The organism is Streptomyces sp. MMS24-W38, assembly GCF_059889265.1.
In genome coordinates this window covers 864883-889114 of sequence record NZ_JCBCPP010000001.1, presented here as the reverse complement: position 1 = coordinate 889114, position 24232 = coordinate 864883, and the positions used below count along the sequence as shown (strand labels likewise).

16 protein-coding genes and 6 pseudogenes are annotated in these 24232 nt (G+C 69.0%); 14 read left to right on the top strand and 8 right to left on the bottom strand.

The features are described from left to right. The first annotated feature begins 32 nt into the window (after window positions 1–32). The 4 genes and pseudogenes from AC6F7H_RS02925 to AC6F7H_RS02910 all read left to right on the top strand — a co-directional run. The gene (locus tag AC6F7H_RS02925; protein ID WP_500754990.1) at window positions 33–1232 is read left to right on the top strand and encodes an NAD(P)/FAD-dependent oxidoreductase; all 1200 of its coding nucleotides are present in this window, start codon (window positions 33–35) and stop codon (window positions 1230–1232) included. Window positions 1233–1617: 385 nt separating this feature from the next. Beyond that, window positions 1618–4848 carry a fused isobutyryl-CoA mutase/GTPase IcmF gene (icmF, locus tag AC6F7H_RS02920; RefSeq protein ID WP_500754989.1) on the top strand — a complete coding sequence of 1077 codons (3231 nt, stop codon included), beginning with the start codon at window positions 1618–1620 and terminating at the stop codon, window positions 4846–4848. 49 nt (window positions 4849–4897) lie between these two features. Beyond that, a complete protein-coding gene (locus tag AC6F7H_RS02915) occupies window positions 4898–5758 on the top strand; it encodes a 3-hydroxybutyryl-CoA dehydrogenase (RefSeq protein WP_500754987.1) in 861 nt (286 codons plus the stop codon). A 761-nt stretch (window positions 5759–6519) separates the two neighbouring features. After that, window positions 6520–6675, top strand: a pseudogene (locus AC6F7H_RS02910) (IS30 family transposase); the annotation flags it as partial. 207 nt (window positions 6676–6882) lie between these two features. Here AC6F7H_RS02910 and AC6F7H_RS02905 read toward each other — a convergent pair. Next, window positions 6883–8046 (bottom strand): acyl-CoA dehydrogenase family protein, encoded by a 1164-nt coding sequence (locus tag AC6F7H_RS02905; protein ID WP_500754986.1) that lies wholly within the window; start codon window positions 8044–8046, stop codon window positions 6883–6885. Window positions 8047–8128: 82 nt separating this feature from the next. Between AC6F7H_RS02905 and AC6F7H_RS02900 the strand changes: the two genes are divergently transcribed. Then, on the top strand, window positions 8129–8851 hold the full coding sequence (locus AC6F7H_RS02900; RefSeq protein WP_500754984.1) for a TetR family transcriptional regulator: 723 nt from the start codon (window positions 8129–8131) through the stop codon (window positions 8849–8851). Between the two features lie 466 nt (window positions 8852–9317). Here AC6F7H_RS02900 and AC6F7H_RS02895 read toward each other — a convergent pair. Next, window positions 9318–9770: pseudogene (locus AC6F7H_RS02895) on the bottom strand (rhomboid family intramembrane serine protease); the annotation flags it as partial. Between the two features lie 371 nt (window positions 9771–10141). Here AC6F7H_RS02895 and AC6F7H_RS02890 point away from each other — a divergent pair. Continuing rightward, the gene (locus tag AC6F7H_RS02890; RefSeq protein WP_500754982.1) at window positions 10142–10396 is read left to right on the top strand and encodes a tyrosine-type recombinase/integrase; all 255 of its coding nucleotides are present in this window, start codon (window positions 10142–10144) and stop codon (window positions 10394–10396) included. A 158-nt stretch (window positions 10397–10554) separates the two neighbouring features. Beyond that, window positions 10555–10794 (top strand): annotated as a pseudogene (locus tag AC6F7H_RS02885) (DUF5655 domain-containing protein); the annotation flags it as partial. 399 nt (window positions 10795–11193) lie between these two features. Here the strand turns inward: AC6F7H_RS02885 and AC6F7H_RS02880 are convergent. Further along, window positions 11194–11403 (bottom strand): annotated as a pseudogene (locus AC6F7H_RS02880) (IS3 family transposase); the annotation flags it as partial. A gap of 50 nt (window positions 11404–11453) precedes the next feature. On the opposite strand from AC6F7H_RS02880, the gene AC6F7H_RS02875 reads away from it, so the two are divergent. The 5 genes from AC6F7H_RS02875 (at window position 11454) to AC6F7H_RS02855 (ending at window position 14785) form a co-directional block, all read left to right on the top strand. Beyond that, the gene (locus AC6F7H_RS02875; RefSeq protein ID WP_500754981.1) at window positions 11454–11717 is read left to right on the top strand and encodes a DUF5372 family protein; all 264 of its coding nucleotides are present in this window, start codon (window positions 11454–11456) and stop codon (window positions 11715–11717) included. Window positions 11718–11893: 176 nt separating this feature from the next. Then, the gene (locus AC6F7H_RS02870) at window positions 11894–12397 is read left to right on the top strand and encodes a helix-turn-helix domain containing protein (RefSeq protein WP_500754980.1); all 504 of its coding nucleotides are present in this window, start codon (window positions 11894–11896) and stop codon (window positions 12395–12397) included. Window positions 12398–12473: 76 nt separating this feature from the next. Next, window positions 12474–12653 carry a hypothetical protein gene (locus AC6F7H_RS02865; RefSeq protein ID WP_500754978.1) on the top strand — a complete coding sequence of 60 codons (180 nt, stop codon included), beginning with the start codon at window positions 12474–12476 and terminating at the stop codon, window positions 12651–12653. Between the two features lie 35 nt (window positions 12654–12688). Next, on the top strand, window positions 12689–13984 hold the full coding sequence (locus tag AC6F7H_RS02860; protein ID WP_500754977.1) for a recombinase family protein: 1296 nt from the start codon (window positions 12689–12691) through the stop codon (window positions 13982–13984). Window positions 13985–13996: 12 nt separating this feature from the next. Further along, window positions 13997–14785 (top strand): hypothetical protein, encoded by a 789-nt coding sequence (locus tag AC6F7H_RS02855; RefSeq protein WP_500754976.1) that lies wholly within the window; start codon window positions 13997–13999, stop codon window positions 14783–14785. Between the two features lie 12 nt (window positions 14786–14797). Here AC6F7H_RS02855 and AC6F7H_RS02850 read toward each other — a convergent pair. The 5 genes and pseudogenes from AC6F7H_RS02850 to valS form a co-directional block, all read right to left on the bottom strand. Further along, window positions 14798–15771: pseudogene (locus AC6F7H_RS02850) on the bottom strand (IS3 family transposase); the annotation flags it as partial. Window positions 15772–16067: 296 nt separating this feature from the next. Next, window positions 16068–17135, bottom strand: a pseudogene (locus tag AC6F7H_RS02845) (transposase); the annotation flags it as partial. Between the two features lie 148 nt (window positions 17136–17283). Continuing rightward, complete coding sequence (locus AC6F7H_RS02840; protein ID WP_500761634.1) at window positions 17284–17778, bottom strand: transposase; 495 nt, start codon at window positions 17776–17778, stop codon at window positions 17284–17286. 8 nt (window positions 17779–17786) lie between these two features. Then, window positions 17787–18326, bottom strand: coding sequence for a winged helix-turn-helix domain-containing protein (locus AC6F7H_RS02835; protein ID WP_500754975.1), 540 nt, complete (start codon window positions 18324–18326; stop codon window positions 17787–17789). 96 nt (window positions 18327–18422) lie between these two features. Next, complete coding sequence (gene valS / locus AC6F7H_RS02830; RefSeq protein WP_500754974.1) at window positions 18423–20978, bottom strand: valine--tRNA ligase; 2556 nt, start codon at window positions 20976–20978, stop codon at window positions 18423–18425. Between the two features lie 278 nt (window positions 20979–21256). Here valS and fabG point away from each other — a divergent pair, with 278 nt between their 5' ends. Further along, window positions 21257–22018, top strand: a complete 762-nt coding sequence (fabG, locus tag AC6F7H_RS02825) for a 3-oxoacyl-ACP reductase FabG (protein ID WP_500754973.1) — start codon at window positions 21257–21259, stop codon at window positions 22016–22018. Window positions 22019–22215: 197 nt separating this feature from the next. Then, entirely contained in the window at window positions 22216–24210 is a 1995-nt protein-coding gene (locus AC6F7H_RS02820) for an AMP-binding protein (RefSeq protein ID WP_500754971.1), read from the top strand. The last annotated feature ends 22 nt before the right edge of the window (window positions 24211–24232 follow it).

Below are 24232 nucleotides of genomic sequence, written 5' to 3'. Positions count from 1 at the left end.
GGGACGAACCCGGGACCGGACAAGGAGTTCGTATGACAGGCCAGCCACAGCACGTCGTGGTGGTCGGCGCCGGGCTGGGCGGGATTCGGACCGCCGAGCAGCTGCGCGCCTCAGGTTTCCAGGGAAAGATCAGTCTGGTGGGGGCCGAGCAGCACCTGCCCTACGACCGCCCCCCGCTGTCCAAGCAGGTGCTCACCGGGGAGTGGGATCCCGAGCGGATCGTGCTGTGCGACAAGGCCCGGCTGGACGAACTCGGCATCCGCGCCCGGTTCGGCGAGCCGGCGGTGGCACTGCACGACGGTGCCGTCGAACTCGCCGACGGCACCGAACTGCAGGGCGACGCGATCGTCGTCGCGACCGGTGTGGCGGCGCGGCGGCTTCCCGACCAGCCGGACACCGCACACACGCTGCGCACCCTGGACGACACGCTCGCGCTGCAGAACGCACTGGCGACCGCACGGTCCCTGTTGGTCGTCGGCGCCGGCTTCGTCGGCGCCGAGGTCGCCGGGGCCGCGCGGGCCCGCGGCGTCGACGTGACCGTCCTCGAGGCCATGCCCGTGCCGTTCGCCCGGGCCCTGAGCCCCGAAATCGGCGCCGTCTGCGCCCGGTTGCTCACCGAAGGCGGGGTCGATCTGCGTACGGACGCCCGCCTGGAACGCTTCACAGGAGGGTCCTCCGTCGAGCTGACCGACGGCACGCGCCTGGACGCCGATGTCATGCTCGTCGGAGTCGGCGGGGTTCCCGAGCTCGACTGGCTCGCGGGCACCGGCATCGACACCTCCAACGGGGTGCCGTGTGACGCCCGTGGCCGCGTCGAAGGCGTTGCCGGCATGTGGGCGGTCGGCGACATCGCCGCTTGGACGGACCCGGTCCGAGGCGGCCGGCGCCGCAGCGAACACTGGACCAACGCCACCGATCAAGCTGCTGCCGTGGCCCGCGACATCGTCGGCGCCGATGCGCCGCCTCTCTCGACGCCGTACTTCTGGTCGGACCAGTTCGGATTGAAGATCCAACTGGTCGGGCGGCCCGACCTCGCCGACACCGTGCTCCCCCTGCACGGGGCCGGTCTCGACGGTGGCCCCGTCAAGGGCACGGTTGCGGCCTACTTCGACGGCGCGCGCCTGGTCGGCGTCGTCGGATTCGGCGCGGCGCGGCTCATCGCCCGCTACCGCGGGCTCGTCGGTCGCGAGGCCGACCGCGCCGAGGTGCTGGCCCTGGCCGCCTCGGATTGAACGAGTCCTCCAGGTAGAGCATTCCTCCTGCTGTTGCCGAGTGGCCGTAGTCGCCGGTGGTGTGACCGGGTCGCACCGTCGATCACGGATGAGAGCCCACAGGACGTCGACGCGTCGGTGGGTAAGTGCGAGCTTTCCCCGGCGGCCGCCCCGTCCAACTGGCTCCGGCCGTACGGACCGCGGCCCTGGGCCTGCCCCGCGTCCTCCACGCAGGCACCCGACCCCGGCAGGGAGGCCCCCTTCCCGTCAGCCGCCGCCTTCACCCGGAAACGTGGTGTTCGCCGCCCTGTGCTGGTGATCACAGCACCAGCACCTCTCGCAATTTACTAGGACGTCCTAGCATCTCTTTCGATCCGCCTCCCGCCACCTGTTGTGAGGGCACCCCATGAGCGATCTGCACCGTCCCCTGCACCCGGTCCGCCTGGTCACCGCTTCGGCCCTGTTCGACGGGCACGATGCGTCGATCAACATCATGCGGCGCATCTTCCAGTCCCAAGGCGCCGAGGTGATCCACCTCGGACACAACCGGTCAGTGCGGGAGGTCGTGGACGCGGCACTCGAGGAGGACGCACACGGCGTGGCGGTCTCGTCCTACCAGGGCGGGCACGTCGAGTACTTCGAGTACCTGGTCGCCTCGCTGCGCGAGCGGGGAGCGGAGCACATCCGCGTGGTGGGCGGCGGTGGGGGCGTGATCGTGCCCGAGGAGATCACCCGGCTGCGCACCAGCGGGGTGACCATCTTCTCCCCGGAGGACGGCCAGCGGATGGGCCTCGCCGGGATGGTCAACTCGGTGTTGAAGGAATGCGACTTCGACCTCTGGGAGAGCAAGCCGGCCGACGCGGCCGCCGTGCTCGCCGGCGACTGGTCCGCTGTCGCGCGCGCCATCACCGGCGCCGAACTCGGCAAAGTGCCCGCGGACTTCCTGGCAGAGCTGCGTGCCGCGGCGGCGGCACGGGTCACGCCGGTTCTCGGCATCACCGGTACGGGCGGCTCCGGGAAGTCGTCCCTGACCGACGAGCTGGTGCGCCGGTTCCGTGTCGACCAGCAGGACAAGCTGCGGATCGCGGTGATCGCGGTCGACCCGACCCGCCGCCGCGGCGGCGGTGCGCTGCTCGGGGACCGGATCCGCATGAACTCCCTCGACGGGGACCGGGTCTTCTTCCGTAGTCTCGCCACCCGCGGCAGCCACGAGCTGCCCGAGCACCTTTCCGATGTGATCGACGTGGTCAAGGCCGCCGGGTTCGACCTGGTGATCGTGGAGACGCCGGGCATAGGCCAGGGCGACGCGGCGATCGTGCCGTTCGTCGGCACCTCTATGTACGTGATGACGCCGGAGTTCGGCGCCGCCTCGCAGCTGGAGAAGATCGACATGCTCGACTTCGCCGACGTCGTGACGATCAACAAGTTCGAGCGGCGCGGCGCCAAGGACGCGCTGCGCGACGTCAGCCGCCAACTGATCCGCAACCGTGAGGCGTTCGACAAGAAGCCCGAGGACATGCCGGTGTTCGGCACCTCGGCGGCGACCTTCAACGACGACGGGGTCACCGCGCTTTACCAGTATCTGAGGAGTACTCTGGCCGAGAAGGGGCTGGAGCTGTCCGAGGGCGCGCTGGCACCGGTCGACGTGCGCCACTCCTCCGGCACCCGCCAGGTGGTGCCCGCGGGCCAGGTGCGCTATCTGGCCGAGATCACCGAGACGCTCCGCAGGTACCACGCCGAGACCGAACGCCTCGCCGAGGCGGCCCGGCGGGTGCAGCGCCTGGACGCCGTCAAGGGCGAACTCGCCCGGGTCGGCTCCGACGCCGGGAACGTGGCCTCGCTGCTCGCAGACGCCCGTAAGCAGCTCCCGCACGACGTCACGGAACAGATCGAGAACTGGCCCGCCGTCGTGGCCTCCTACTCCGGCGACGAGCAGGTCGTGAAGGTCCGGGACAAGGAGATCCGTACCAAGCTGACCCGTGAGTCCCTGTCGGGCAACGTGGTCCCCCGCGTGGCGCTGCCGAGGTTCACCGACCACGGGGAGCTGGTGCGGTTCTGGCGCCGGGAGAACCTGCCCGGCTACTTCCCGTTCACCGCCGGGGTGTTCCCGTTCAAGCGCGACGGTGAGGACCCGGCGCGGATGTTCGCCGGAGAGGGCGACCCGTTCCGCACCAACCGGCGGTTCAAGCTGCTGTCCGAGGACCAGCCGGCCACCCGGCTGTCCACCGCGTTCGACTCGGTCACCCTGTACGGCCGTGACCCCGGCGAACGTCCCGACATCTACGGCAAGGTCGGCACCTCCGGCGTGTCGGTGGCCACGCTCGACGACATGAAAGCCCTCTACGACGGCTTCGACCTGGTCGCGCCGACGACCTCGGTGTCTATGACGATCAACGGTCCGGCACCCACCGTGCTGGCGTTCTTCCTCAACACCGTCATCGACCAGCAGATCGAGAAGTTCCGCGCCGCCGAGGGCCGCGACCCCTCCGACGAAGAGGCGGCCGGGTTGCGCGCGCACGCGCTGGCGAACGTGCGCGGCACGGTGCAGGCCGACATCCTGAAGGAGGACCAGGGTCAGAACACCTGCCTGTTCTCCACCGAATTCTCCCTGCGGATGATGGCCGACATCCAGGAGTGGTTCATCGACCACCAGGTGCGCAACTTCTACTCGGTGTCCATCTCCGGCTACCACATCGCCGAGGCCGGCGCGAACCCGATCAGCCAGCTCGCGTTCACCCTGGCCAACGGCTTCACCTATGTCGAGGCCTACCTGGCCCGGGGTATGCACATCGACGACTTCGCGCCGAACCTGTCGTTCTTCTTCTCCAACGGCATGGACCCGGAGTACTCCGTCCTGGGCCGGGTGGCCCGCCGGATCTGGGCCGTCGCGATGCGGGAGAAGTACGGCGCCAACGAACGATCCCAGAAGCTGAAGTACCACGTGCAGACCTCCGGCCGTTCCCTGCACGCGCAGGAGATGGACTTCAACGACATCCGCACCACCCTGCAGGCACTCATCGCCATCTACGACAACGCCAACTCGCTGCACACCAACGCCTACGACGAGGCCGTCACCACCCCGTCGGAGGAGTCGGTGCGCCGGGCGCTGGCGATCCAGCTCATCATCAACCGGGAGTGGGGCCTGGCGATGAACGAGAACCCGCTGCAGGGCTCGTTCATCATCGACCGGCTCACCGACCTGGTCGAGGAAGCGGTGCTCGCCGAGTTCGACCGGATCAACGAACGCGGCGGCGTGCTCGGCGCCATGGAGACCGGCTACCAGCGTGGCCGCATCCAGGACGAGTCGATGCTGTACGAGCAGCGCAAGCACGACGGCAGCCTGCCGATCATCGGCGTGAACACCTTCCGCAACCCCCACGCGGACACCGCCGAGACCGGCGTCCTCGAACTGGCGCGCGCCACCGCGGAGGAGAAGAAGTCCCAGTTGCAGCGCGTTCTCGACTTCCAGGAGCGCCACCGCGACCCGGCCCGGGCCGCCCTCGCCGACCTCAAGGACGCCGCGGTCAGCGGCCGCAACGTGTTCGCCGTCCTCATGGACGCCGCCCGGGTCTGTTCGCTGCAGCAGATCACCGAGACCTTCTTCGAGGTCGGCGGCCAGTACCGCCGCAACGTCTGACCCCGACCCCAGCAACGACCCCGCCGCTCCTCACCAGTTGGGAATTCACATGGACCCCGTTACCCGTCTCGGCGTCGTCGGCTGCGGCCTGATGGGCTCCGGCATCGCCGAAGTCGCCGCCCGCAGTGGCCTCGACGTCCTTGTCGCCGAGGCCACACACGACGCCGCCGAAGCGGGCCGCCGCCGTCTCACCGCCTCCCTCGACCAAGGCGTACGGCGCGGAAAGCTCAGTGAGGAGCAGCGCGACCAGGCCCTCGCCAGGCTGTCCTTCACCCACGACCTCGGCGACATGGCCGACCGTCAGTTCGTCATCGAGGCCGTCGCCGAGAACCGCGACATCAAGACCGACGTCATCCGAGCCCTGGACAAGGCGGTCGAAGACCCCGCGGCGATCCTGGCCACCAACACCTCCTCGATCCCCATCATCGATCTCGCCGTCGCCACCGAGCGCCCCGGGCAGGTCATCGGCATGCACTTCTTCAACCCGGTGCCCGTGCAGCAGCTGGTCGAGCTCATCCCCGCGCTCACCACCGCGGAAGAGACCATGGCGCGCACCCGTCATCTCACCCAGCAGATGGGCAAGCGGGCCATCCAGGCGTCCGACCGCTCCGGCTTCGTGGTCAACGCGCTGCTGGTCCCCTACCTGCTCAGCGCGGTACGGATGGTGGAGGCAGGCTCCGCAGTCCCGGACGACATCGACCGGGGCATGGAACTCGGCTGCGCCCACCCCATGGGGCCGCTGCGCCTGCTCGACCTCATCGGTCTCGACACCGCCCAGGCAGTGGCCGAGTCCATGTACGAGGAGTTCAAGGAGCCGCTGTACGCGCCGCCCGCCCTGCTGCGCCGCATGGTCGCCGCGGGCCACCTCGGACGCAAGAGCGGCCGCGGCTTCTACACCTACGACGCTTGAGTAAGAGGGGTGTCCAGCAGACCTGACCCGCCTGGCACCGTCGTCGCGTCAACGTCCTCTGGCTCCTTCTCCGTGACGGACGGGCCTACGAAGCCGTGCCTCCCACTGCCCTCACGGCTTGACGGACAGCATGAGGAGTCACTGACTGGGGGCCACGATCAGTATTACCGGACAGGGCCAGCAGCCGAGGGGCGTACGGATCCGGTGCCGCAGTCGGTCACAGCAGACATGGCCGGCTCGGGACAGCGGGCCAGGTGCGGGGCGAGTTTGCCCGTGCTCATCCGGGCGAGACGGCCGAAGACCTGGGCGAGCGGCGGCGGGCATGACCCACTCGCCTCGAAGGAACTGGGAGATCTGCTCGTCGAGCGTGAACTCGTCGTTGCCGATGGCCGCCTTCGAGCCAATCCGCCGCAGCGCGGACTCGGACGGTCGACCACCTGCAGTGACCCGTTATGAGGCAGCCGGTCCCGGTCACCGTCCACGGCGGCGCGGATGCGACACGCGGAGGCAGAGCGTGCAACCGGGGCGCTCGAAGCACCCGTCGCTGATCCCTGCATCCCTTGCAAAGGAGGGAAGTCGGTGAGGCGTTGCATTACGGCGTTTCAGCAACACTGTTCCGTGACGCCTGCCGCTCGGGGCAGATTCGGAATCGGCAGCGGTCCGGACAGTACACTGCCCGCTCCACCCCACCGTCCACGACCGGCCCCACACCGGACACTCCCCTGCTCGCCCTGCTGCACCCAGGGTGAGCGCGGGGTGATACGGACTTGTCGCGATGGGATCCCGATGAGCTCGAGGTCGTTGCTCTCGCACTCAACAGCAGGCCCCGCAAGACCCTCGGGTGGAAGACACCCGCCGAAGCCCTGAACGATCATCCACCATCGATCCAGGAAGCCGGTGTTGCGACAACCGGTTGAGTCTGTGCTGGACTCCCCTGTCGGCATGGAAGACCGCACCGCGCACGTCACCGCCACGTGTGGCCACGGCCATCTCGGTGGCGTCCCAGGCTGTTGCGCGCACATACCTCAGCAGTTACGGAGTCCATCAGTTCGCCGCTCACCACGCCGGCCTTGCGCATGGCGCGATCGTTTCGTGCCCATCGAGTGCCTCCCCGGGGTCCAGTGCTACGGCAGGTTGCGGGCCATGACGATGCGCTGGACCTGGTTGGTGCCCTCGTAGATCTGCGTGATCTTCGCGTCGCGCATCATCCGCTCGACCGGGTAGTCGCGGGTGTAGCCGTAGCCGCCGAGGAGCTGGACGGCGTCCGTGGTGACCTCCATGGCCACGTCGGAGGCGAAGCACTTGGCGGCGGCGCCCTGGAAGGTCAGGCCCCCCTCTCCACCTCCGGCGGCGACGCGCTCGGACCTGGCGGCGGCCGCGTAGGTCAGCTGGCGGGCGGCCTCGATCTTCATGGCCATGTCGGCCAGCATGAACTGCACGCCCTGGAAGTCGGCGATCGGCCGGCCGAACTGCTTGCGCTCCCTGACGTAGCCCTGGGCGTAGTCGAGGGCGCCCTGGGCGATGCCCAGGGCCTGGGCGGCGATGGTGACGCGGGTGTGGTCCAGGGTGCGCATCGCGGTGGCGAAGCCGGTGCCCTCGGCGCCGATCATCCGGTCCGCCGGGATGCGGACCTGGTCCAGGTAGACCTCGCGGGTGGGCGAGCCCTTGATGCCGAGCTTCTTCTCCGGGGCGCCGAAGGAGACGCCCGCATCCGACTTCTCCACGACGAAGGCGGAGATGCCCTGGGAGCGGCGGGCGGGGTCGGTGACCGCCATCACCGTGTAGAACTCGGAGACGCCCGCGTTGGTGATCCAGCGCTTGACGCCGCTCAGGACGTAACTGTCGCCGTCGCGGACCGCCTTGGTCTTCATGCCGGCCGCGTCGGAGCCGGCGTCCGGCTCGGACAGGCAGTAGGAGAACATCGCCCGGCCCTGGGCGAGCGGGGTCAGGTACTTCTTCTTCAGCTCCTCGGAGCCGGCGAGGAGCACCGGCAGCGAGCCCAGCTTGTTCACCGCGGGGATCAGGGAGGACGAGGCGCAGACCCGGGCGACCTCCTCGATCACGATGACGGTGGCGAGCGCGTCCGCGCCCGCGCCGCCGTACTGGTCGGGCACGTGCACGGCGTGCAGGTCGTTCGCGACCAGCGCGTCCAGGGCCTCCTGGGGGAAGCGGGCGTCCTCGTCCACCTCGGCGGCGTACGGCGCGATCTTCGCCTCGGCCAGCGAGCGGACGGCGTCACGGAGCATGTCGTGCTCCTCGGACGGGCGGTACAGGTCGAAATCCGACATAGACTCTCCCACAGGATGGCACTCAGTACCCTCATTATGCATACTGAGTTCCCTTCGGGAAGGGGGCATGTACTTTCATGTCATGAGCGAGCAGCCCTACAACGGCCCGAGCGGGCCGGCGACCGAAGAGGACCAGGAGAAAGCCCCCATCAGGGATCTCCTCGTGTCAGCCGCCTTCACGCTCTTCACGGAGCGCGGCTACGAGAGGACCACCATCGACGACATCGTGCGCCGGGCCGGCGTGGGCCGCCGATCGTTCTTCAGGTACTTCCCCACCAAGGAAGCAGTCGTCTTCCCTGACCATGAGAGAGCCCTCGCCGACATGGTCGAGTACCTGGAGGAAGGCAGCCAGGACCCCGACCCCGTCGGACGCGCCTGCGGCGCGGCCCGCCTGGTCATGCGTATGTACGCGGAGAACGCCGAGTTCTCGGTGAAGCGGTACGCGCTCACCCGCAAGGTCGCAGCGCTCAAAGTCCATGAGACATCCGTGGTCTGGCGCTACGAGCGTGCCCTCGCCGCGTACCTTGAGCGCCGGTTCGCCACACTTGCGGACGGAGACGTCCGGGCCTGCACTGTCGCCGCGAGCGTCGTCGCCGCACACAACCACGGACTGCGCGCCTGGTTGCGCTCCGGCGCTCGGGGTGATGCCGCCGCAGGCGTCGACCGGGCTCTCGATCTGGTTCATCGCACCTGGGGCGACACCGGCGACACCATCGTCCTGGTCACCCGCAGCAGCACTCCCATGTGGCAGATCGTCCAACACCTTGAAGGCGCCCAGGCCGGACAACCACAGACGGGGAACTAAGTACCCCACGATGCGGGCATTCAGTTCCTTCTTTCGGCCTGCTGTGGGCGGCTCTTGCATCCCTGGCGCCGCCGCTGATCAGGCCACAGATCGATGCGGCTTTCAGCGGTGTCCGCCGACGGGACTCATGCCCCTACCTGCGCATTCCGAGTACTTGGTCGACTGCGTCACCTGGCGGGACGCGAGCGGAGCACTCCTCTGCGGTTGGCGGTGAATCCGCCGATGGTTCACCGCCCCGAACAGGTCATCCGGGCCACGGACGTGAACGGTCAGCATGTCGTCCACCTTGCTGAGGGGCGGGACGCGGACACGCAACTCGGGCGTCTGCCGCCCGAAGTCGCCGTTGCCCTGGCCTGTCAGGTACCCGTCCAGGCGCCCCTGTGCCGTCCCCGCCGAGTAGCTCCCCACCTACCCTTGGAGACGCTCCGTTGGGCCGCTCTCGTGTTGCTCGCTGTACGGCAGGCCCCTACCAGCCCCCTCGGGTCTGCCGTCCGAAGAGGATGCCGGCCGGTTCGGGTGGTGGGGGAGTGCCCGGTTTGAGGGGCCAGGCGATCAGCATGCCGACGACGAAGCCGACCACGTGGGCCGCGTAGGCAACCGTTCCGGCGCCGGTGATGCCCGCGCCCGCCGAGTACGCCGCCTGCAGCAGGAACCACAGGCCCAGCACGATCCAGGCCGGCAGGCGCAGGGGCAGGAAGATCAGGAAGGGGACGAGGACCCAGACCCGGGCCTTCGGGTAGAGGACCAGGTAGGCGCCCAGCACCCCGGCGATGGCTCCGGAGGCGCCGATCAGGGGGGTGGTGGCGTCGGGGTTCGTGAGTGCGAATCCGTATGCGGCCGCGTAGCCGCAGACCAGGTAGAACAGCAGGTACCGCAGACGGCCCATGCGGTCCTCGATGTTGTTGCCGAAGATCCACAGGATGGACGTTTTCGCAGGTCAGGCGCATGCTGGGTGGCCCCGGGTCAGCAAGCAGCCAGCATGTGGCGAGGCAGAGATCTCCGCCTTGCCGACCGCGGGGCGCGTCAGCAGGACCAGGTCCGCTGGTCCGCTCGCCCCTTCGGAAGGTGTCACTCCTCGGCTCGTCAGCTTGCTCGCGGCATGAGCTCCTCCTTCAAGGGCTGCTCCTGTGCCAAGCTCAGCCGTTGCCCGCGCGCCTGCACCATCCGGTTTCGCGACGCTCGGGGAGAACAGCGACCGGAAGAAGACGTCTTTCTCGATCGAACGATTCGCGGAAGAGCACGGGTCCACGGAGGACGGGCACCTCTTGAGAGGGCCGAAGGGGCCCTTCAGTGAACCGAACGAGCGATACCGGGTGGTCGAAGCTGTTCCAGGTCCTCCCGCCGGCGGAAGGCGTCGGAATGTACAGCTTCCGGCACTTCTTCGCGTCCAACGCGCTGAGCAACGGCATTCCCATCACAGACGTGGCGGAACGGATGGGACACACGTCGATCCAGGTCACCTACCGCACATACAGGCACCTCATGCCCGGGAGCATCACCAAGGCGGCGATGGTCTTGGACGAGCAGTTGCGAGCTGTCGTGTGACGGTTGGAAGTCGGTGCCAGAAGCGGCGGCGGGACACCGGCGGGCCCTGGCGGCCCGCCCTCAACCCTCCACCTGATCCTCACTCTTCTTGGTGTCATCACGGAAACAATCCCGCCCCTCTCCAACGTTCTCGATCTTCGTATCGAGGAGGGGGGAAGATGTCCGGCCTGAAGTTGTTCCGCACGACGAAGGGCGGCATGAGGGAGGTCGTGCTGCGGCTGGCTGATACCGAGGCCGCTGTGCAGCGCCTCGTCGAGAGCAACGTGCAGGAGCTGCTCGGGGTCCGGTTCCTGGCGAGCGAGTACGGCACCGGCCCGGTGCACGGCGGGCGGATCGACTCGCTGGGCCTGGACGAGAACGGGGCGCCGGCGGTCGTGGAGTTCGAGCGCGGGACCGAAGAGGCGGGCGGGATCCCGTGCTCCCCATGGACCTTTTTCCGATGACGCATCACGTGGAGTGCGTGGCGATCCTGGAGCCTGCCGCAAAGGGCTCCTGACCTGCAGTTTTGCGTGCGTGCATTATGTGCGGTGCGGGCGTTACGGGCGATATTCTGACGCTGGAATTACGCTCATTTGACGCTCCTCCTGATAGGTCGTCAGGTGACTTGTGTTGCTGGTCATGCGGTCTGTTGGCTACGCGGGTGTGGCAGGCTGCCGGGAATGTCGTGGCGCCAAGCGGCCTTGCTCAATTACGCGGGTGGAGCGTCCAGCAGGTTCTTCGTCTGCTGGTGGTACACGGGACATCACTTCGCTGCCTACAGCAAAAGGGACTGCTGCATGATCGGGTGACAGCGGGGTTTATGCAGCCAGGGCTGCGGCTGGGGTCATGATGGTCTCGTACTCGACGGGGGTCAATCGGGTCAGGCGTCTCTGACGCCGGCGTCGGTGGTAGGTGCGCTCGATCCAGGTCACGATCGCGATCCGCAGCTCCTGGCGAGTGGCCCAGGTACGGCGGTCGAGGACGTTCTTCTGCAGCAGCGCGAAGAAGCTCTCCATGGCCGCGTTGTCACACGTCGTCGACTGCACCCGATCAGTACGGTCAGCCGGGAGTTATCCGGGTGACGCATCCGTTCCATCCGTGGTGCGGGCGGGAGTTCGTCTTCGTCGACCGGCGTCTGGCCTGGGACGAGGACAGGGTCAGCTTCGTGGACGAGAACGGGGAGGTGGCCTCGCTGCCTGCAGCGTGGACGGACATCGACCCAGCCGATCCGTTCGTGGTGGTCGCCGCGGGTCGCTGCCCGTTCCGGGTGGATGACCTGCTGGCCGCCGCTGGCCTGATCGACGCGCTCCGATCTCGCGGTGTCGGGAAGACGACGCCGTGAGCGTCGTCTGATCCACGCCGTATCGCGTGCCCGTGCCGTCCGGCGGCGCGCGGAGGAAGCCACCGGAGTGCGCCCCCACCTGTTGCTTCGCCTCCGTGCGCCGATCTTGAGGGCTTGGCAGGCGCACCTGTCGGCGTGAACCTGGTGACATCGGCTCGGACCGAGGGAGTGACACGGTGGCATCGACGGCGACGGATCCGAAGGTGGCCGCCCTGGCGGCGGCCCGCTCGCTCAACCCGCATCCGGAGAAGGTGGTCGACGAGGCATTCCTCGCCTCGCCGTTCTGCGATGTGCGGGATGTGGTTCAGGTCAAGTACGAGATGGTGCGGCGGGTGCGCGTGGATAAGGTGCCCGTCGCCCAGGCCGCCCGGGCCTTCGGCTACTGCCGGCAGGCGTTCTATGAGATCGCCGCTGCCCTGGACGCCGGCGGGCTGTCAGCCCTGGCTTGGGGCAAGCCCGGCCCGAAGGGCCCGACCAAGCTGACCGCGCAGGTCATGGAGCGCGTCGAGGGCTGGCGTGCGGTCGAACCATCCTTGACCTCAAGGCAGTTGACGGCCAAGGTGCACGCCGAGTTCGGCTTCTCTGTCCACCCGCGCTCCATCGAGCGCGCGCTGACCCGCCGCGAGCCGGAGAGCGACCCCCAGCCAGAGCCCATAGCCCGCACCGGCTCCCAGCACTGACCCCGCGGCGGGCATCACCGAGTACGAGCGGCTGCGCGAGACGGCAGGCCGGGGCGGGCACCGCCACGGGCTCGGCGTGCTGGTGGCCCGCGGCATGGTCGCATTCCTGCGGGTCGCCGCAGCCCTGGCCGCCGCGGCGACGCCGCGGAGCCCGGTTGCACCCCCGCCGACAGCGCGTGAGACGCCCATCGGGCTGGACCCGCAGATCGTCCGGGTGTGGTCGCGGATGGTGCTGGCCCACGCCCACAGCCCATGACCAGCAGCAACCCTCATAAGGAAGCAGGGGAGTTGATGGAGTCAGTGTTCGGGCCGGCGGCCAAGGTGACCGCCGGCCACCTCGCCAGAGACGCCTACCTGTATGTCCGGCAGAGCTCGCTCAAGCAGGTGATCAACAACACCGAGTCCACAGTTCGCCAGTACGGGCTCAAGGAGCGGGCGGTCGCGCTGGGCTGGCCGGCCGACCGGATCGTCGTCATCGACACCGACCAGGGCCAATCCGGTGCCTCGGCCGCCGACCGGGAAGGCTTCCAGCGGCTGGTCACCGAGGTCGGCATGGGACACGCCGGCATCGTCCTCGGCCTGGAAGTGAGCCGGCTGGCCCGCAACAACACCGACTGGCACAGGTTGCTCGAGATCTGCGCGATGTCCGGGACACTGATCTTGGACGAGGACGGCCTCTACGACCCCTGCGATTTCAATGACCGCTTGCTGCTGGGGCTCAAAGGCAGTCTCTCGGAGGCGGAGTTGCACCTGCTCAAGGCCAGGTTGCGGGGCGGTCAGCTGTCCAAGGCCCGCCGCGGGGAGCTGATCAGCCCGCTGCCGGTCGGCCTGGTCTACGACCCGGCCGGCAAGGTCGTCCTCGACCCCGACACCGCCATCCAGCAGGTCATCCGCGTGGTCTTCGAGCTGTTCGACGCGACCGGGTCGGCCACCGGCGTGGTCAAGGCGTTCAACCACGAGGGCCTGCGACTGCCCCGCCGCATCGCCCACGGCCCGGGCAAGGGCCAGGTCGTGTGGGCGCCGGCCCAGCACTCGCGGATCCTGCAGATCCTGCACAACCCGCGCTATGCCGGGGCGTTCTTCTACGGCCGCTACCAGCACAAACCCACCCCCGGCACCGGGAAGAGCGGGCCCCGCTTGCTGCCGCGCGAGCAGTGGGTCGCCTTCTTCCCCGGCCACCACCCCGGATACATCACGCTCGAGAAGTACGACGCGAACCAGGCCAAACTCGCCTCCAACGCCACCGCGCACGGCAAGGACCGTCGCCACGGCCCGCCGCGCGAGGGCCCCGCCCTGCTGCAGGGCATCGCGGTCTGCGGGATCTGCGGCCGGCGCATGACCGTGCGCTATCACCAGCGCAAGGACCGGCTGGAGCCGGAGTACGTCTGCCAGGCCAAGGGCATTCAGTACGGCAACCCGATCTGCCAGCGCGTCCACGGCGCCGTCGTCGACGTCGCCGTCGGCGAACTGCTGGTCACCGCGCTGACCCCGCACGCGGTGCAGGTGGCACTCGCCGTCGCAGACGAACTGGCCGCTCGCGCGGACGAGGCCGACCGGCTGCGGGCCGCCACCGTCGAACGCGCCTAGTATCAGGCCGACTTGGCCCGTCGTCGCTACCTTGCTGTCGATCCCGACAACCGTCTGGTCGCCACCAGCTTGGAAGCCGACTGGAACCAGGCTCTGCGCGAGCTCGCCGAGGCCACCGATACCTACGAGAAGACAAAAGCCGCCGAAACCGGTGTCCTCGACGAGACCCAGCGGGACCGGGTCACCGCGCTGGCCCGCGACTTCCCGGCCCTGTGGGCGGATCCGGAAACCCCCGACCGCGAACGCAAACGCCTGGTGCGGCTGCTGGTCACCGACGTCACCCTGGTCCGCGCGGAGCAGATCACCGTCCACGTCCGCCTCACCGGCGGGCAGGAGCACACGCTGGTCAGGCCCGTCCCGCTGGCCTCCTGGCAGATCCGGCAGACCCCGGCCGAGGTCGTCGCCGCCGTCGACGAGCTCCTGGACGACCACACCGACGGCCAGATCGCGAAGATCCTCACCGAGCGCGGCCACGTCTGCGGCGGTGGCCAGCCCATCGGCCCGGGAACCATCAAGCACATCCGGAATGCCTACAACCTGCGCAGCCACCCCCAACGACTCGCCGAGGAAGGGCTGTTCAGCCTGAACGAGATCGCCCGCCGCCTGCACGTGCACACCAACACCGTCAAGAAGTGGCGCAACGACGGCCTGCTGACCGGCCGCCTCGCCAACGACAAGGGTGAGTACTTCTACCAGCTGCCCGGCCCGGAGTTCACCAGGCCACGCATCGGCCGGCCGCCCAACCCGCGGCCCGCACCCGAGGAAACACCGATCGAATCAGCCCAAGGAGGCGCAGTATGAAGCACGAGGTTTGTCGCCGGCCGCACCGACCCGGCCCATCGAGCCGACCAGGTCGTGACGTGCGAGAACGGACACGAACTTCCGTGAGCGGAACTGCGACCCGCGGTCGGAATGAACCATGCATCCGGCGACCTGGCCGCGACGGGCCACCGCGGATTCAAGGGCTCTCACCGCGAGGCTGGACTTCATCCGGGCGTCGATGGAATAGCCCACGATGCGGCCGGAGTACACGTCCTTGACGGCACACAGATACAGCTTGCCCTCGCCGGTTGCGTGCTCGGTGATGTCCGTCAGCCACAGCCGGTTCGGCCCATCCGCGGTGAAATCCCGCCGCACCAGATCATCATGGACAGGCGGCCCGGCTTTGGCGTTCTTCCCACGGCTCCTGCGCTTGCCGAAGGCACTCCACCAGCCGTTGTCCCGGCAGATCCGCCAGGCGGTCCGCTCGGCCATCGACTCACCGGCGGCCCGGGCCTCGTCGAGAAGGAAGCGGTGACCGAACTCGGGATCGTCGCGATGCGCGTCGAACAGGGCGTTCGCCCGGTATGCCTCAGCGAGCTCCGACTCGGTGACCGGTGAGGCCAGCCACCGGTAGTAGGGCTGGCGGGCCAGCTTGAGTACCCGGCACGTCACCGCCACCGGCACCCGGTGAGGGGCAGCGGCGGCGGCCAGCTCGCGGACGAGCGGGTACATCATTTTGACGGCAGGTTCGCCTGCGACAGATACGCCGCGGCCCTGCGCAGCACCTCGTTCTCCTGCTCCAGGAGCCGGATGCGTTTGCGGGCCTCGCGCAGCTCGGCCGACTCACCCGACGCCGTTGCGGGCCTGGCGCCCTCGTCGGTGTCGGCGCGGCGCAGCCACTTCGACAGCGTGATCGGGTGGACGCCGAAGTCGGCGGCGATCTGTTCCAGCGTGACGCCGGGCTCGCGGCTGCGCGCGACCCGCACGACGTCCTCGCGGAACTCCTTCGGATACGGCTTGGGCACTGCAACATCCTTCCAGGCCGCCTCTCAGCAAGCCAGGTCAGGTGTCACCTGCTCGTGCAGCAGTCCCCACGCGGCTGGGTCACCGCCCGCCAACTCAGCAACCCGCGCCGGTCCTGGGTGATCCACGCCGACCCCGCAGAAGTCGAACGGCTCCGCCGGCTCCACCGGCAGTCCCGCGGCCACCAGTCTCGACAAGCCTGGCTCGACCACCAACAGACGGTGATAATCCCGGACGGGAAAGGAAACACGCACGATGACGGCGAACCGCGACTTTGACAGCACTGCGGCTTGCTCATCTCCAGGTCGAAGCGTCGCAGGAACACCTGCCACCAGCGGTCCACGTCCGCCGGTGCGGCAGCGGTGGCCGAGCACCACAGCCAGACCGGTTTCGGGTCGCGGCCGCCGGGCAGGCGCTCGACCTTCAGGCGGATCAACGTGCCGTGCAGGATGGGGAGTTCTTCCTTGGCGTGGGCCAGCCAGGGGCCGCGATGGGTGAGCCGGGGGTGCATCCGGTCCCAGGCCGTCGCGGTGGCCGTGCCGTAGCGGGTGGTGTCCGTGGCGGTCGTGACATCCGGCTCGTGCCAGCTGTCGGGCTTCTTGAACGTGAGGACGCCGCCATGCCGGCGGGGACGCCCGCCCCGGGGGCCCGACCGGGCAGGGCCGGGGTCACGGAGCATGACCCGGTCCGAGCGCAGCCGTCCGACCAGCACGACGGGCAGGTCGGCGAGAGCGTGGGTCAGGTAGGCGACGTCGTAGCCGGAGTCCATCACGATCACGATGTCCGGATCGCCCGGTGCCCAGTGGCCTGCGCTCATCAACCGCTCGATGACATCGCGCAGTTGGGCGGCCGTGACAGTGGTCGCGTCGTCCGCCGGCCCGAGCCGTACGGCGTCCAGCAGAGCGACCCAGGAGGTGCGGCCGGACTCCAGGGCGGCGACGAAGGAGTAGGGCCAGCCGGGCACCAGCTGGTCCGAGCTGCGGTCGCCGCGTCCGTAGACGTGGCAGAACAGCCGCTCGTCGCTGGTCGGAGCGTCCGGGCGGAGCCAGTTGCTGACGTCCACCGCCAGCACGATGCGCCCGTCGGCCGCCCTCGGCAGCGGCAGCCCGGCCAGCGTGCGGCGCAACCGCATCGGTTCCAGCCAGCCCCGGTCCAACGCGGCGTACAGGGTGCCGTGCCCGCGCCGGTGCTCGGCCGCCAGCGACAGTTCGACCAGGGTTTTCACCGGCCCGTCCGCGCACAGCACCGCGTCGGTGAGCTCGAAGAGCGCGTCCGCGCGGCTATACAGGCAGTCGTAGAAGTCGACCCGAAAGCGGGACAACACGCCCAATGCCTCGCCTGCGGGCGCCTCGGCGGGGAGACTCATACGCAGCGGCCGTTCTCTCGTGCTTCGTTACTCGACATCTCGAAGCGTGAAGAACGGCCGCGTCATGTGCCGCCGGTTCCCGGGGATCTCAGCAGGTCGAGTGACCTGCGATGTTACTGATTCCTTTGGATTGAATTGACAACGGTCCTCAGTCCAGGGCGAGTCCGGCACCGGCGAGGAAGGCGAGCAGTAGGTCCGGGCGGTACTGGGTGCGGCACAGGGCACGCCGGGCGGCGGTGGTGACCTCGTCCAGGACGCGGGCGACGAGGTTGCCCAGGGGGCCGTCCTTGAGGAGTCCCCACAGCCCTTCAACGGGGTTGAGTTCGGGCGCGTAGCCGGGGAGCCGGTAGACGGTCAGCCAGTCGGCGTTGTCGTCGAGGAAGGCCAGGACGCCTTTGTCGCGGGCGTGTCCGGTGAGATTGTCCCACACCAGGACAACCGGGGCGTCCAGGTGGCGGTGCAGCCGGCGCAGCAGGTCGGGGAAGTCTGCTGCGGTGAAGTGGCCGCCTGGGCGCAGGTTGTATCGCAGCCGGGGGGTGTGGCCGGTGCGGTAGCAGCACCAGCCGGCCATCGAGGTCTTCTTGTGGCTGACCGGGGCGGTGAGGATCGGGGTGTGGCCGCGCCGGGCCCAGGTGGTGCGCAGCGGCGGGTTCAGCGTGGCGGCGGATTCGTCCTCGAAGACGATCCAGGCCCCGAGGCCCGCCGCGGTGCTTTTACCTCGGGCCAGGTCTCCTGCCGCCAGGTGCAGATGGCCTCCTCGTCGCGTTCGGCGGCCCGGTGGACGGGGCGCTGGCAGGAGAAGCCGATACGGCGCAGCAGCAGCCACAGGGAGCCGAGCGAGGCGTACCACACGCCGGTGGTCTCGTAGATCAGTACGCGGATGCGGGGGACGGTCCAGCGGTCGGTCTCCCAGCCGTGGGCGGCCGCGCCCCGCTCCAGATCGGCCTGGAGAGCCCGGATCTGCTCCTCGGTCAGGTAGGACTTCGTCCCCGGCGCCCCGGTGGAGGCCAGCGCCGCGCGGCCGCCGGCCCGCCAGAGCCGGTGCCACCGGTGCACCGCCTGGCGGGACACCCCCAGCCGGCGGGCGACCTCGGCCTGGGGCACCCGCTCCGCGAACAACTCCGCCGCGGCCGCCCGCCGGTCCTCCCGGCGCTGCCGCTCCTTCGGCGTCAGCCCTCGGACAGTAGCCATACCACCGGCATAGCACCCAGCAGGCCGATGTCAAGCCAACCCAAAGGAATCAGTAAACGCCAAGCTCAGGTGGGTAGTGCCCGTTGGGGGTGTGGGTCAGAGGAGGGCGACTTCGTAGGTGAGGGTGTCGGTGTCGGCGGGGTGGAATTCGGTGTTGAGGACGTGGCCGGCGGCTTGGATGTCAGGCAGGACTTTGCGCAGAGCGTTGTGCAGGGTGAGTGGGCCGGTCACGTTGAGGCTCTTTACCTCGGCGCGCATGGAGAGCTGGGCGGTGCTTTTGGCTTTGCGGATGGCGGTGATGGCTTCGGCGGCGAGGGTCAGGAGTTGGGGGTCGCCGTGGGGTGCCAGGGGCTGGAGTTCCTGGGGGGTGGGCCAGGTGGCGCGGTGGATCGAGCCGGTCTGCCACCAGCTCCAGGCCTCCTCTGTGGTGAATGGCAGGAAGGGGGCCAGAGCGCGTAGGAGGACGGACAGTGCGGTTGTCAGGGTTGTGCGGGCTGAGTCGGTGTCGGTCTGGGGCGTGGCGCCGTAAGCGCGGTTTTTGACCAGTTCGACGTAGTGGTCGCAGAAGCTCCAGAAGCAGCGTTCGATGGTTTCCAGGGCGCGTGCGTAGTCGTAGTTCTCCAGGTGTGCGGTGGCTTCGGCGACGATTTCGGCGATCCGGGCCAGCATGGCTTGGTCGAGTGGTTGGGTGACCTCGGTGTGTGAGGGGCTGGTGCCGAAGCCCAGGACGAATTTTGAGGCGTTGAGGACCTTGACGGCCAGGCGGCGTCCGATCTTCATCTGGCCGATCTCGAACGCGGTGTCGGTGCCGGGGCGCGCGGAGACGGCCCAGTACCGGACCGCGTCCGAGCCGTGCTGGTCGAGCAGGTCGGCCGGGGTGACCACGTTGCCCTTGGACTTCGACATCTTTTTGCGGTCGGGATCGAGGATCCAGCCGCTGATGGCGGCATGGCGCCAGGGCAGTACGCCGTGTTCCAACTCGGCGCGGACGGCGGTGGAGAACAGCCAGGTGCGGATGATTTCGTGGGCTTGCGGGCGCAGGTCCATCGGGAAGACCCGGGCGAACAGGTCGTCGTCGTGTCCCCATCCGCCGGCGATCTGGGGCGTGAGCGAGGAGGTCGCCCAGGTGTCCATCACATCGGGGTCGCCGGTGAATCCGCCGGGCATGTCGCGTTCTTCGGCGGTGAATCCGGGTGGGGCCTCGCTGCTCGGGTCGACCGGCAGTGCGTCCTCGGACGGCAGGATCATCTCGTCGGTCGGGTTGCCCGAGTCGTCGAGGCGGTACCAGATTGGGATCGGCACCCCGAAGAAACGCTGGCGGCTGATCAGCCAGTCACCGTTGAGGCCCTCGACCCATGACTGGTACCGGCTGCGCATCGTCTCCGGATGCCAGGACAGCTCCTGTCCCCGGTGGATCAGTTGGTCGCGCAGGGCCGCATCGCGGCCGCCGTTACGCAGATACCACTGCCGGCTGGTGACGATCTCGAGCGGTTTGTCGCCCTTCTCGTAGAACTTCACCATGTGGCTGAAGTGTCGCGGCTGGCCCAGCAGCGCCCCTGCGTCGCCGAGCATTTCGAGGATCCGCTCGCGTGCGGTGTGCGGGGTGGCACCGGCGAGCCGCGCGTAGGCATCGAGAGCTTGCTGTGAGCCGAGGTGGGCCGGGCCTTGCTTGACGAACCTGCCGTCGCGTCCGATCACCGCCCGGGTCGGCAGGTCGAGTTCGCGCCACCAGATCACGTCGGTGGTGTCGCCGAAGGTGCAGACCATCACCAGCCCGGTGCCCTTCTCGGGGTCGGCCAGGCGGTGCGGCAGCACCGGCACCTCGACGTCGAACACGGGGGTGCGCACGGTGGTGCCGAACAGGTCCTGGAACCGTTCGTCGTCCGGGTGTGCGACCAGGGCCACGCAGGCGGGCAGCAGTTCGGGCCGGGTTGTTGCGACTTCCAGGGCCTCCTCTGCGGCCCCCTTGAAGACGATGTGGTGGTAGGCGCTGGGCCGCTCGCGGTCCTCCAACTCGGCCTGGGCCACTGCAGTCTGGAACGTGACGTCCCACAATGTCGGCGCCTCGGCACGGTAGGCCTCGGCCCTGGCGAGGTTGCGCAGGAAGGCCCGCTGGGAGACGGCGCGCGCCCGGCGGTCGATCGTCTGGTACGTCTGCCGCCAGTCCACCGACAGCCCGAGGCGCCGCCACAAGCCCTCGAAGACCTTTTCGTCTTCAAGGGTCAGACGCTCGCACAGTTCGATGAAGTTGCGCCGTGAGACCGGGATCTGCTGCTTTCCGGGGGCACCTGGCGGGGTGAATTCCGGGTCGTAGGGAAGGGACGGGTCGCAGCGGACGCCGAAGTAGTTCTGGACGCGGCGCTCGGTGGGCAGTCCGTTGTCGTCCCAGCCCATCGGATAGAAGATCTGCTTGCCGCGCATCCGCTGAAAGCGGGCGATCGCATCGGTCTGGGTGTAGGAAAAGACGTGACCGACGTGCAGGCTGCCGCTCACCGTGGGCGGGGGCGTGTCGATCGAGTACACCTGCTCCCGGGTCGCGCTGCGGTCGAACTCGTATACGCCCTGCTCGTCCCAGCTCTTGCTCCACTTGGCCTCGAGGCCGTCCAGTGTGGGCTTGTCGGGAGTCGTGGGGCGAGGAAAAGGGGTCGTCATGCCCCGGATCATACTGACACTTCCCCCCGGGGAGTGCCGGCCTGCCGCCCTGGCCCGGCTTCACCTGACCTCAGCCGCAATTCACCGCCGGTTCAGTGCTGTTCGGTATCATAGCCCGAGCAGAAATGGCAAATTGATTAATTCCTGGCGCACTTCCGATGGCGGGGCGCAGCGGCCGCCGCCTCGATAGGTGACGCGTACGGACGCGTGCCGCTGAATGCGAACCTGCCGACCGGCAGTCGGCGGCGTGCCGCCACCCCACCCCGGAGGAACACCGCGTGACCACCACCGCATACAACGGGGCCGCCCGGCCCGTGGCCCTCGTCTCGGGTGGTTCCCGGGGTATCGGCCGCGCGATCGTGACCCGCCTCGCGCAGGACGGCTACGACGTCGCGTTCTGTCACCGCTCGCGGTCGGATGCCGCCGACGAGACCGCCCAGGCGGCAGCCGGGCACGGCGCCCGGGTCTTCGCGCGGCGTTGTGACGTCGCCGACGCCGCGCAGACCCGCGATTTCGTCGCGGCGGCCGAGGTCGAACTGGGCTCTGTCGACGTGGTGGTGGCCGCCGCAGGCGTCACCCGCAACCAACCGCTGGTCATGATGGACGACGCCCAGTGGCAGGATGTGGTGCGCACCAACCTGGATGGCACCTATCATCTCTGCCGTGCCGCCCTGCCGTTTCTGATCAAGCGTCAGAAGGGCGTCATCGTGACGCTGTCGTCCATCGCCGGTGTGTACGGTTCGGTGATGCAGACGAACTACTCCGCCGCCAAAGCCGGGGTCATCGGCTTCACGCGCGCCCTCGCCAAGGAGTACGGCAAGCTAGGGGTGCGCGCGAACGCGGTGGCGCCGGGATTCGTCGACACAGACATGATGGCGTCGATGAATCCCGCGACGAGGGACAAGCACCGCAAGCAGATCCCGTTGGCCCGGTTCGGCGCGCCCGAGGAGGTGGCCGACCTCGTGTCGTTTCTCGTCTCGGACCGGGCGGGATACATCACCGGGCAGGTCGTCGGCATCGACGGCGGACTCGCGATCTGAGCGGGGTCCCGTGGTCTGGGCGGGGTTTCCGGGGGGCCGGGGAGCGGGCGGCGCAGCACTGCTTCACCGGCCCGCAGCGGGATTTCACGGAGGCTTCAGCGGGCGTGAGTAGCCTGACCAGCGGAAAGACGCTCCGTATGAAGGGTCAGGCCGTGTCGAGGCAGAGCTTTGAACCCCTTGTTCGAGATCTCAACAGCTTGCTTCGGCAGCACGCGGAAGACCTGCCACAGGCCGTCACCTACACCTTCGTCGACCGCTTCACCGACCAGCGCACCTGGCGCGAACGGCAGTTGACCAACCGTGAACTGTTCCGACGCGCGAAAGCCCTGGCCGCCCGGATCCAGTGCCACGCGGCCCCCGGAGACCGCGTCCTGGTGCTCAATCAGCCCGGCGCGCACTACGTGATCGGGATCTACGCCGCCATGCTGGCCGGCGCGATCGCGGTGCCCGCCTATCCGCCGGAGGCGACGCGGCTCAGCCGCGGGCTGGAGCGGGTCCGCGCCATCATGGCCGACGCGGCCCCGAGCTGCGTCCTGGCCGACGACATGGCGGGACTGCCGGGGAGTTCGCTGCACGAGGAGTTCCCCTCGGTGGAGTGGATCGTCTCCTCCTCGGTCCCCGAGGAGTCGGCGGACGCCTGGGTGGCCCCCGATACCCGGCCCGAGGACCTGGCCGTCCTGCAGTACACCTCCGGCTCCACCGGGCAGCCGAAGGGCGTCATGCTGTCGCACCTGAACCTGCTGGAGAACCTGCGTGCCGGCCGGGACGCCTACGGTGTCGAGGGCCGGATGAACGGTGTCTTCTGGCTGCCGCCGTACCACGACATGGGACTCATCGGCGGCATTCTGATGGCGCTCCTGTGCGGTGGCCGCGCACAGCTGATGGCGCCGTTCACCTTTCTCCGCGACCCGCTGCGCTGGGTGAGCGCGATGTCGCACTACGGCGCCTATGTCAGCGCCGCGCCGAATTTCGCCTACGAAATGGCGGCCCAGGCCGCCGAGGCCGATCCCGAGGCGATCCGCGGCCTGGATCTGAGTAACTGGCGGGTGGCGATATCCGGCGCCGAACCGGTTCACCACGCGACGCTGGACCGGTTCGCCCGGGCCTTCGCCGGCACGGGTTTCAGCCGCGACGCCTTCCACCCCTCCTACGGACTGGCGGAGAACACCCTCCTGGTGACGGCGCAGCCCGGCGGCGACGGCCTGGCCCGTCTGGACGCGGCGCAGCTCGAGCGCCACCGGGTGCGCGAGGCGGCACCGGGCGCGGAGGCACGGCTGGTCGTGGGGTGCGGCCCGAGCGCGGGCCCGGGCCAGCGCGTCGAGATCGTCGATCCCACGACGCGTGAACGCCTGCCCGAGGCAACGATGGGGGAGATCTGGGTCAGCGGCCCCAGCGTAGCGCGCGGGTACTGGGGCAGGGAGCAGGAGAGCGAGTCGGTCTTCCGGGCCACGCTCGCCACCGGCGAAGGCCCGTTCCTGCGCACCGGCGATCTCGGGTTCACCGGACCGCAAGGCCTCTTCGTCACCGGCCGAGTCAAGGACCTGATCGTGCTGCACGGCCGCAACCACTATCCGCACGACCTCGAACGGACCGTGGAGGAGTCGCATCTGCGGATCCGTAGCGGCCGGTGCGTGGCCTTCGCGGTCGGCGGCGAGCACGGGGAGGAGCTGGTACTGGCCATCGAGACGGCCGGCCGGATCACCGCGGAAGAGGGCCGGGCCATCGCCCGGACCGTCCGTGAACAGGTCAGCGCCGGCCACGCGGTGGCCGTCCGGGAGGTCGTCTTCGTGCCGCGCGGTGGGATCCGGCGCACCTCCAGCGGGAAGCTGCAGCGGTCCGCCGTACGCGCCGCCTACCTGGCCGGGGAGTATCCGCCCGAGGACCGCTCCCGCACCGAGTATACGGCACCGCGCAACGAGTTCGAGCAGACAGTGGCGGACGCCTGGAGCAGGGTCCTCGGGGTCGAGCGGGTGGGCGTTGAGGACCGGTTCTTCGAACTGGGCGGCGACTCGCTGAAGGCGGTGCGGCTGCTGGGCGATCTGGACACCCGCCTCGGACACCGGCTGACGCTGTCCGACGTGGCGGACGTGCACACGGTCGGCGAGTTCGCCGCGCTGCTGCAGCAGCGCGCGAACGAAACACAGCCGGACACGCGGCCGGGCACTGCGGAGATTCAGCTGGACCTGGGCTGATGAGCGAGGGCGGGGAGAGGAG

Coding starts and splice junctions, on each gene's coding strand:
- AC6F7H_RS02925 (WP_500754990.1), top strand. CDS start 33: ATGACAGGCCAGCCACAGCACGTCGTGGTGGTCGGCGCCGGGCTGGGC.
- icmF (WP_500754989.1), top strand. CDS start 1,618: ATGAGCGATCTGCACCGTCCCCTGCACCCGGTCCGCCTGGTCACCGCT.
- AC6F7H_RS02915 (WP_500754987.1), top strand. CDS start 4,898: ATGGACCCCGTTACCCGTCTCGGCGTCGTCGGCTGCGGCCTGATGGGC.
- AC6F7H_RS02905 (WP_500754986.1), bottom strand. CDS start 8,046: ATGTCGGATTTCGACCTGTACCGCCCGTCCGAGGAGCACGACATGCTC.
- AC6F7H_RS02900 (WP_500754984.1), top strand. CDS start 8,129: ATGAGCGAGCAGCCCTACAACGGCCCGAGCGGGCCGGCGACCGAAGAG.
- AC6F7H_RS02860 (WP_500754977.1), top strand. CDS start 12,689: ATGGAGTCAGTGTTCGGGCCGGCGGCCAAGGTGACCGCCGGCCACCTC.
- AC6F7H_RS02835 (WP_500754975.1), bottom strand. CDS start 18,326: ATGGCTACTGTCCGAGGGCTGACGCCGAAGGAGCGGCAGCGCCGGGAG.
- valS (WP_500754974.1), bottom strand. CDS start 20,978: ATGACGACCCCTTTTCCTCGCCCCACGACTCCCGACAAGCCCACACTG.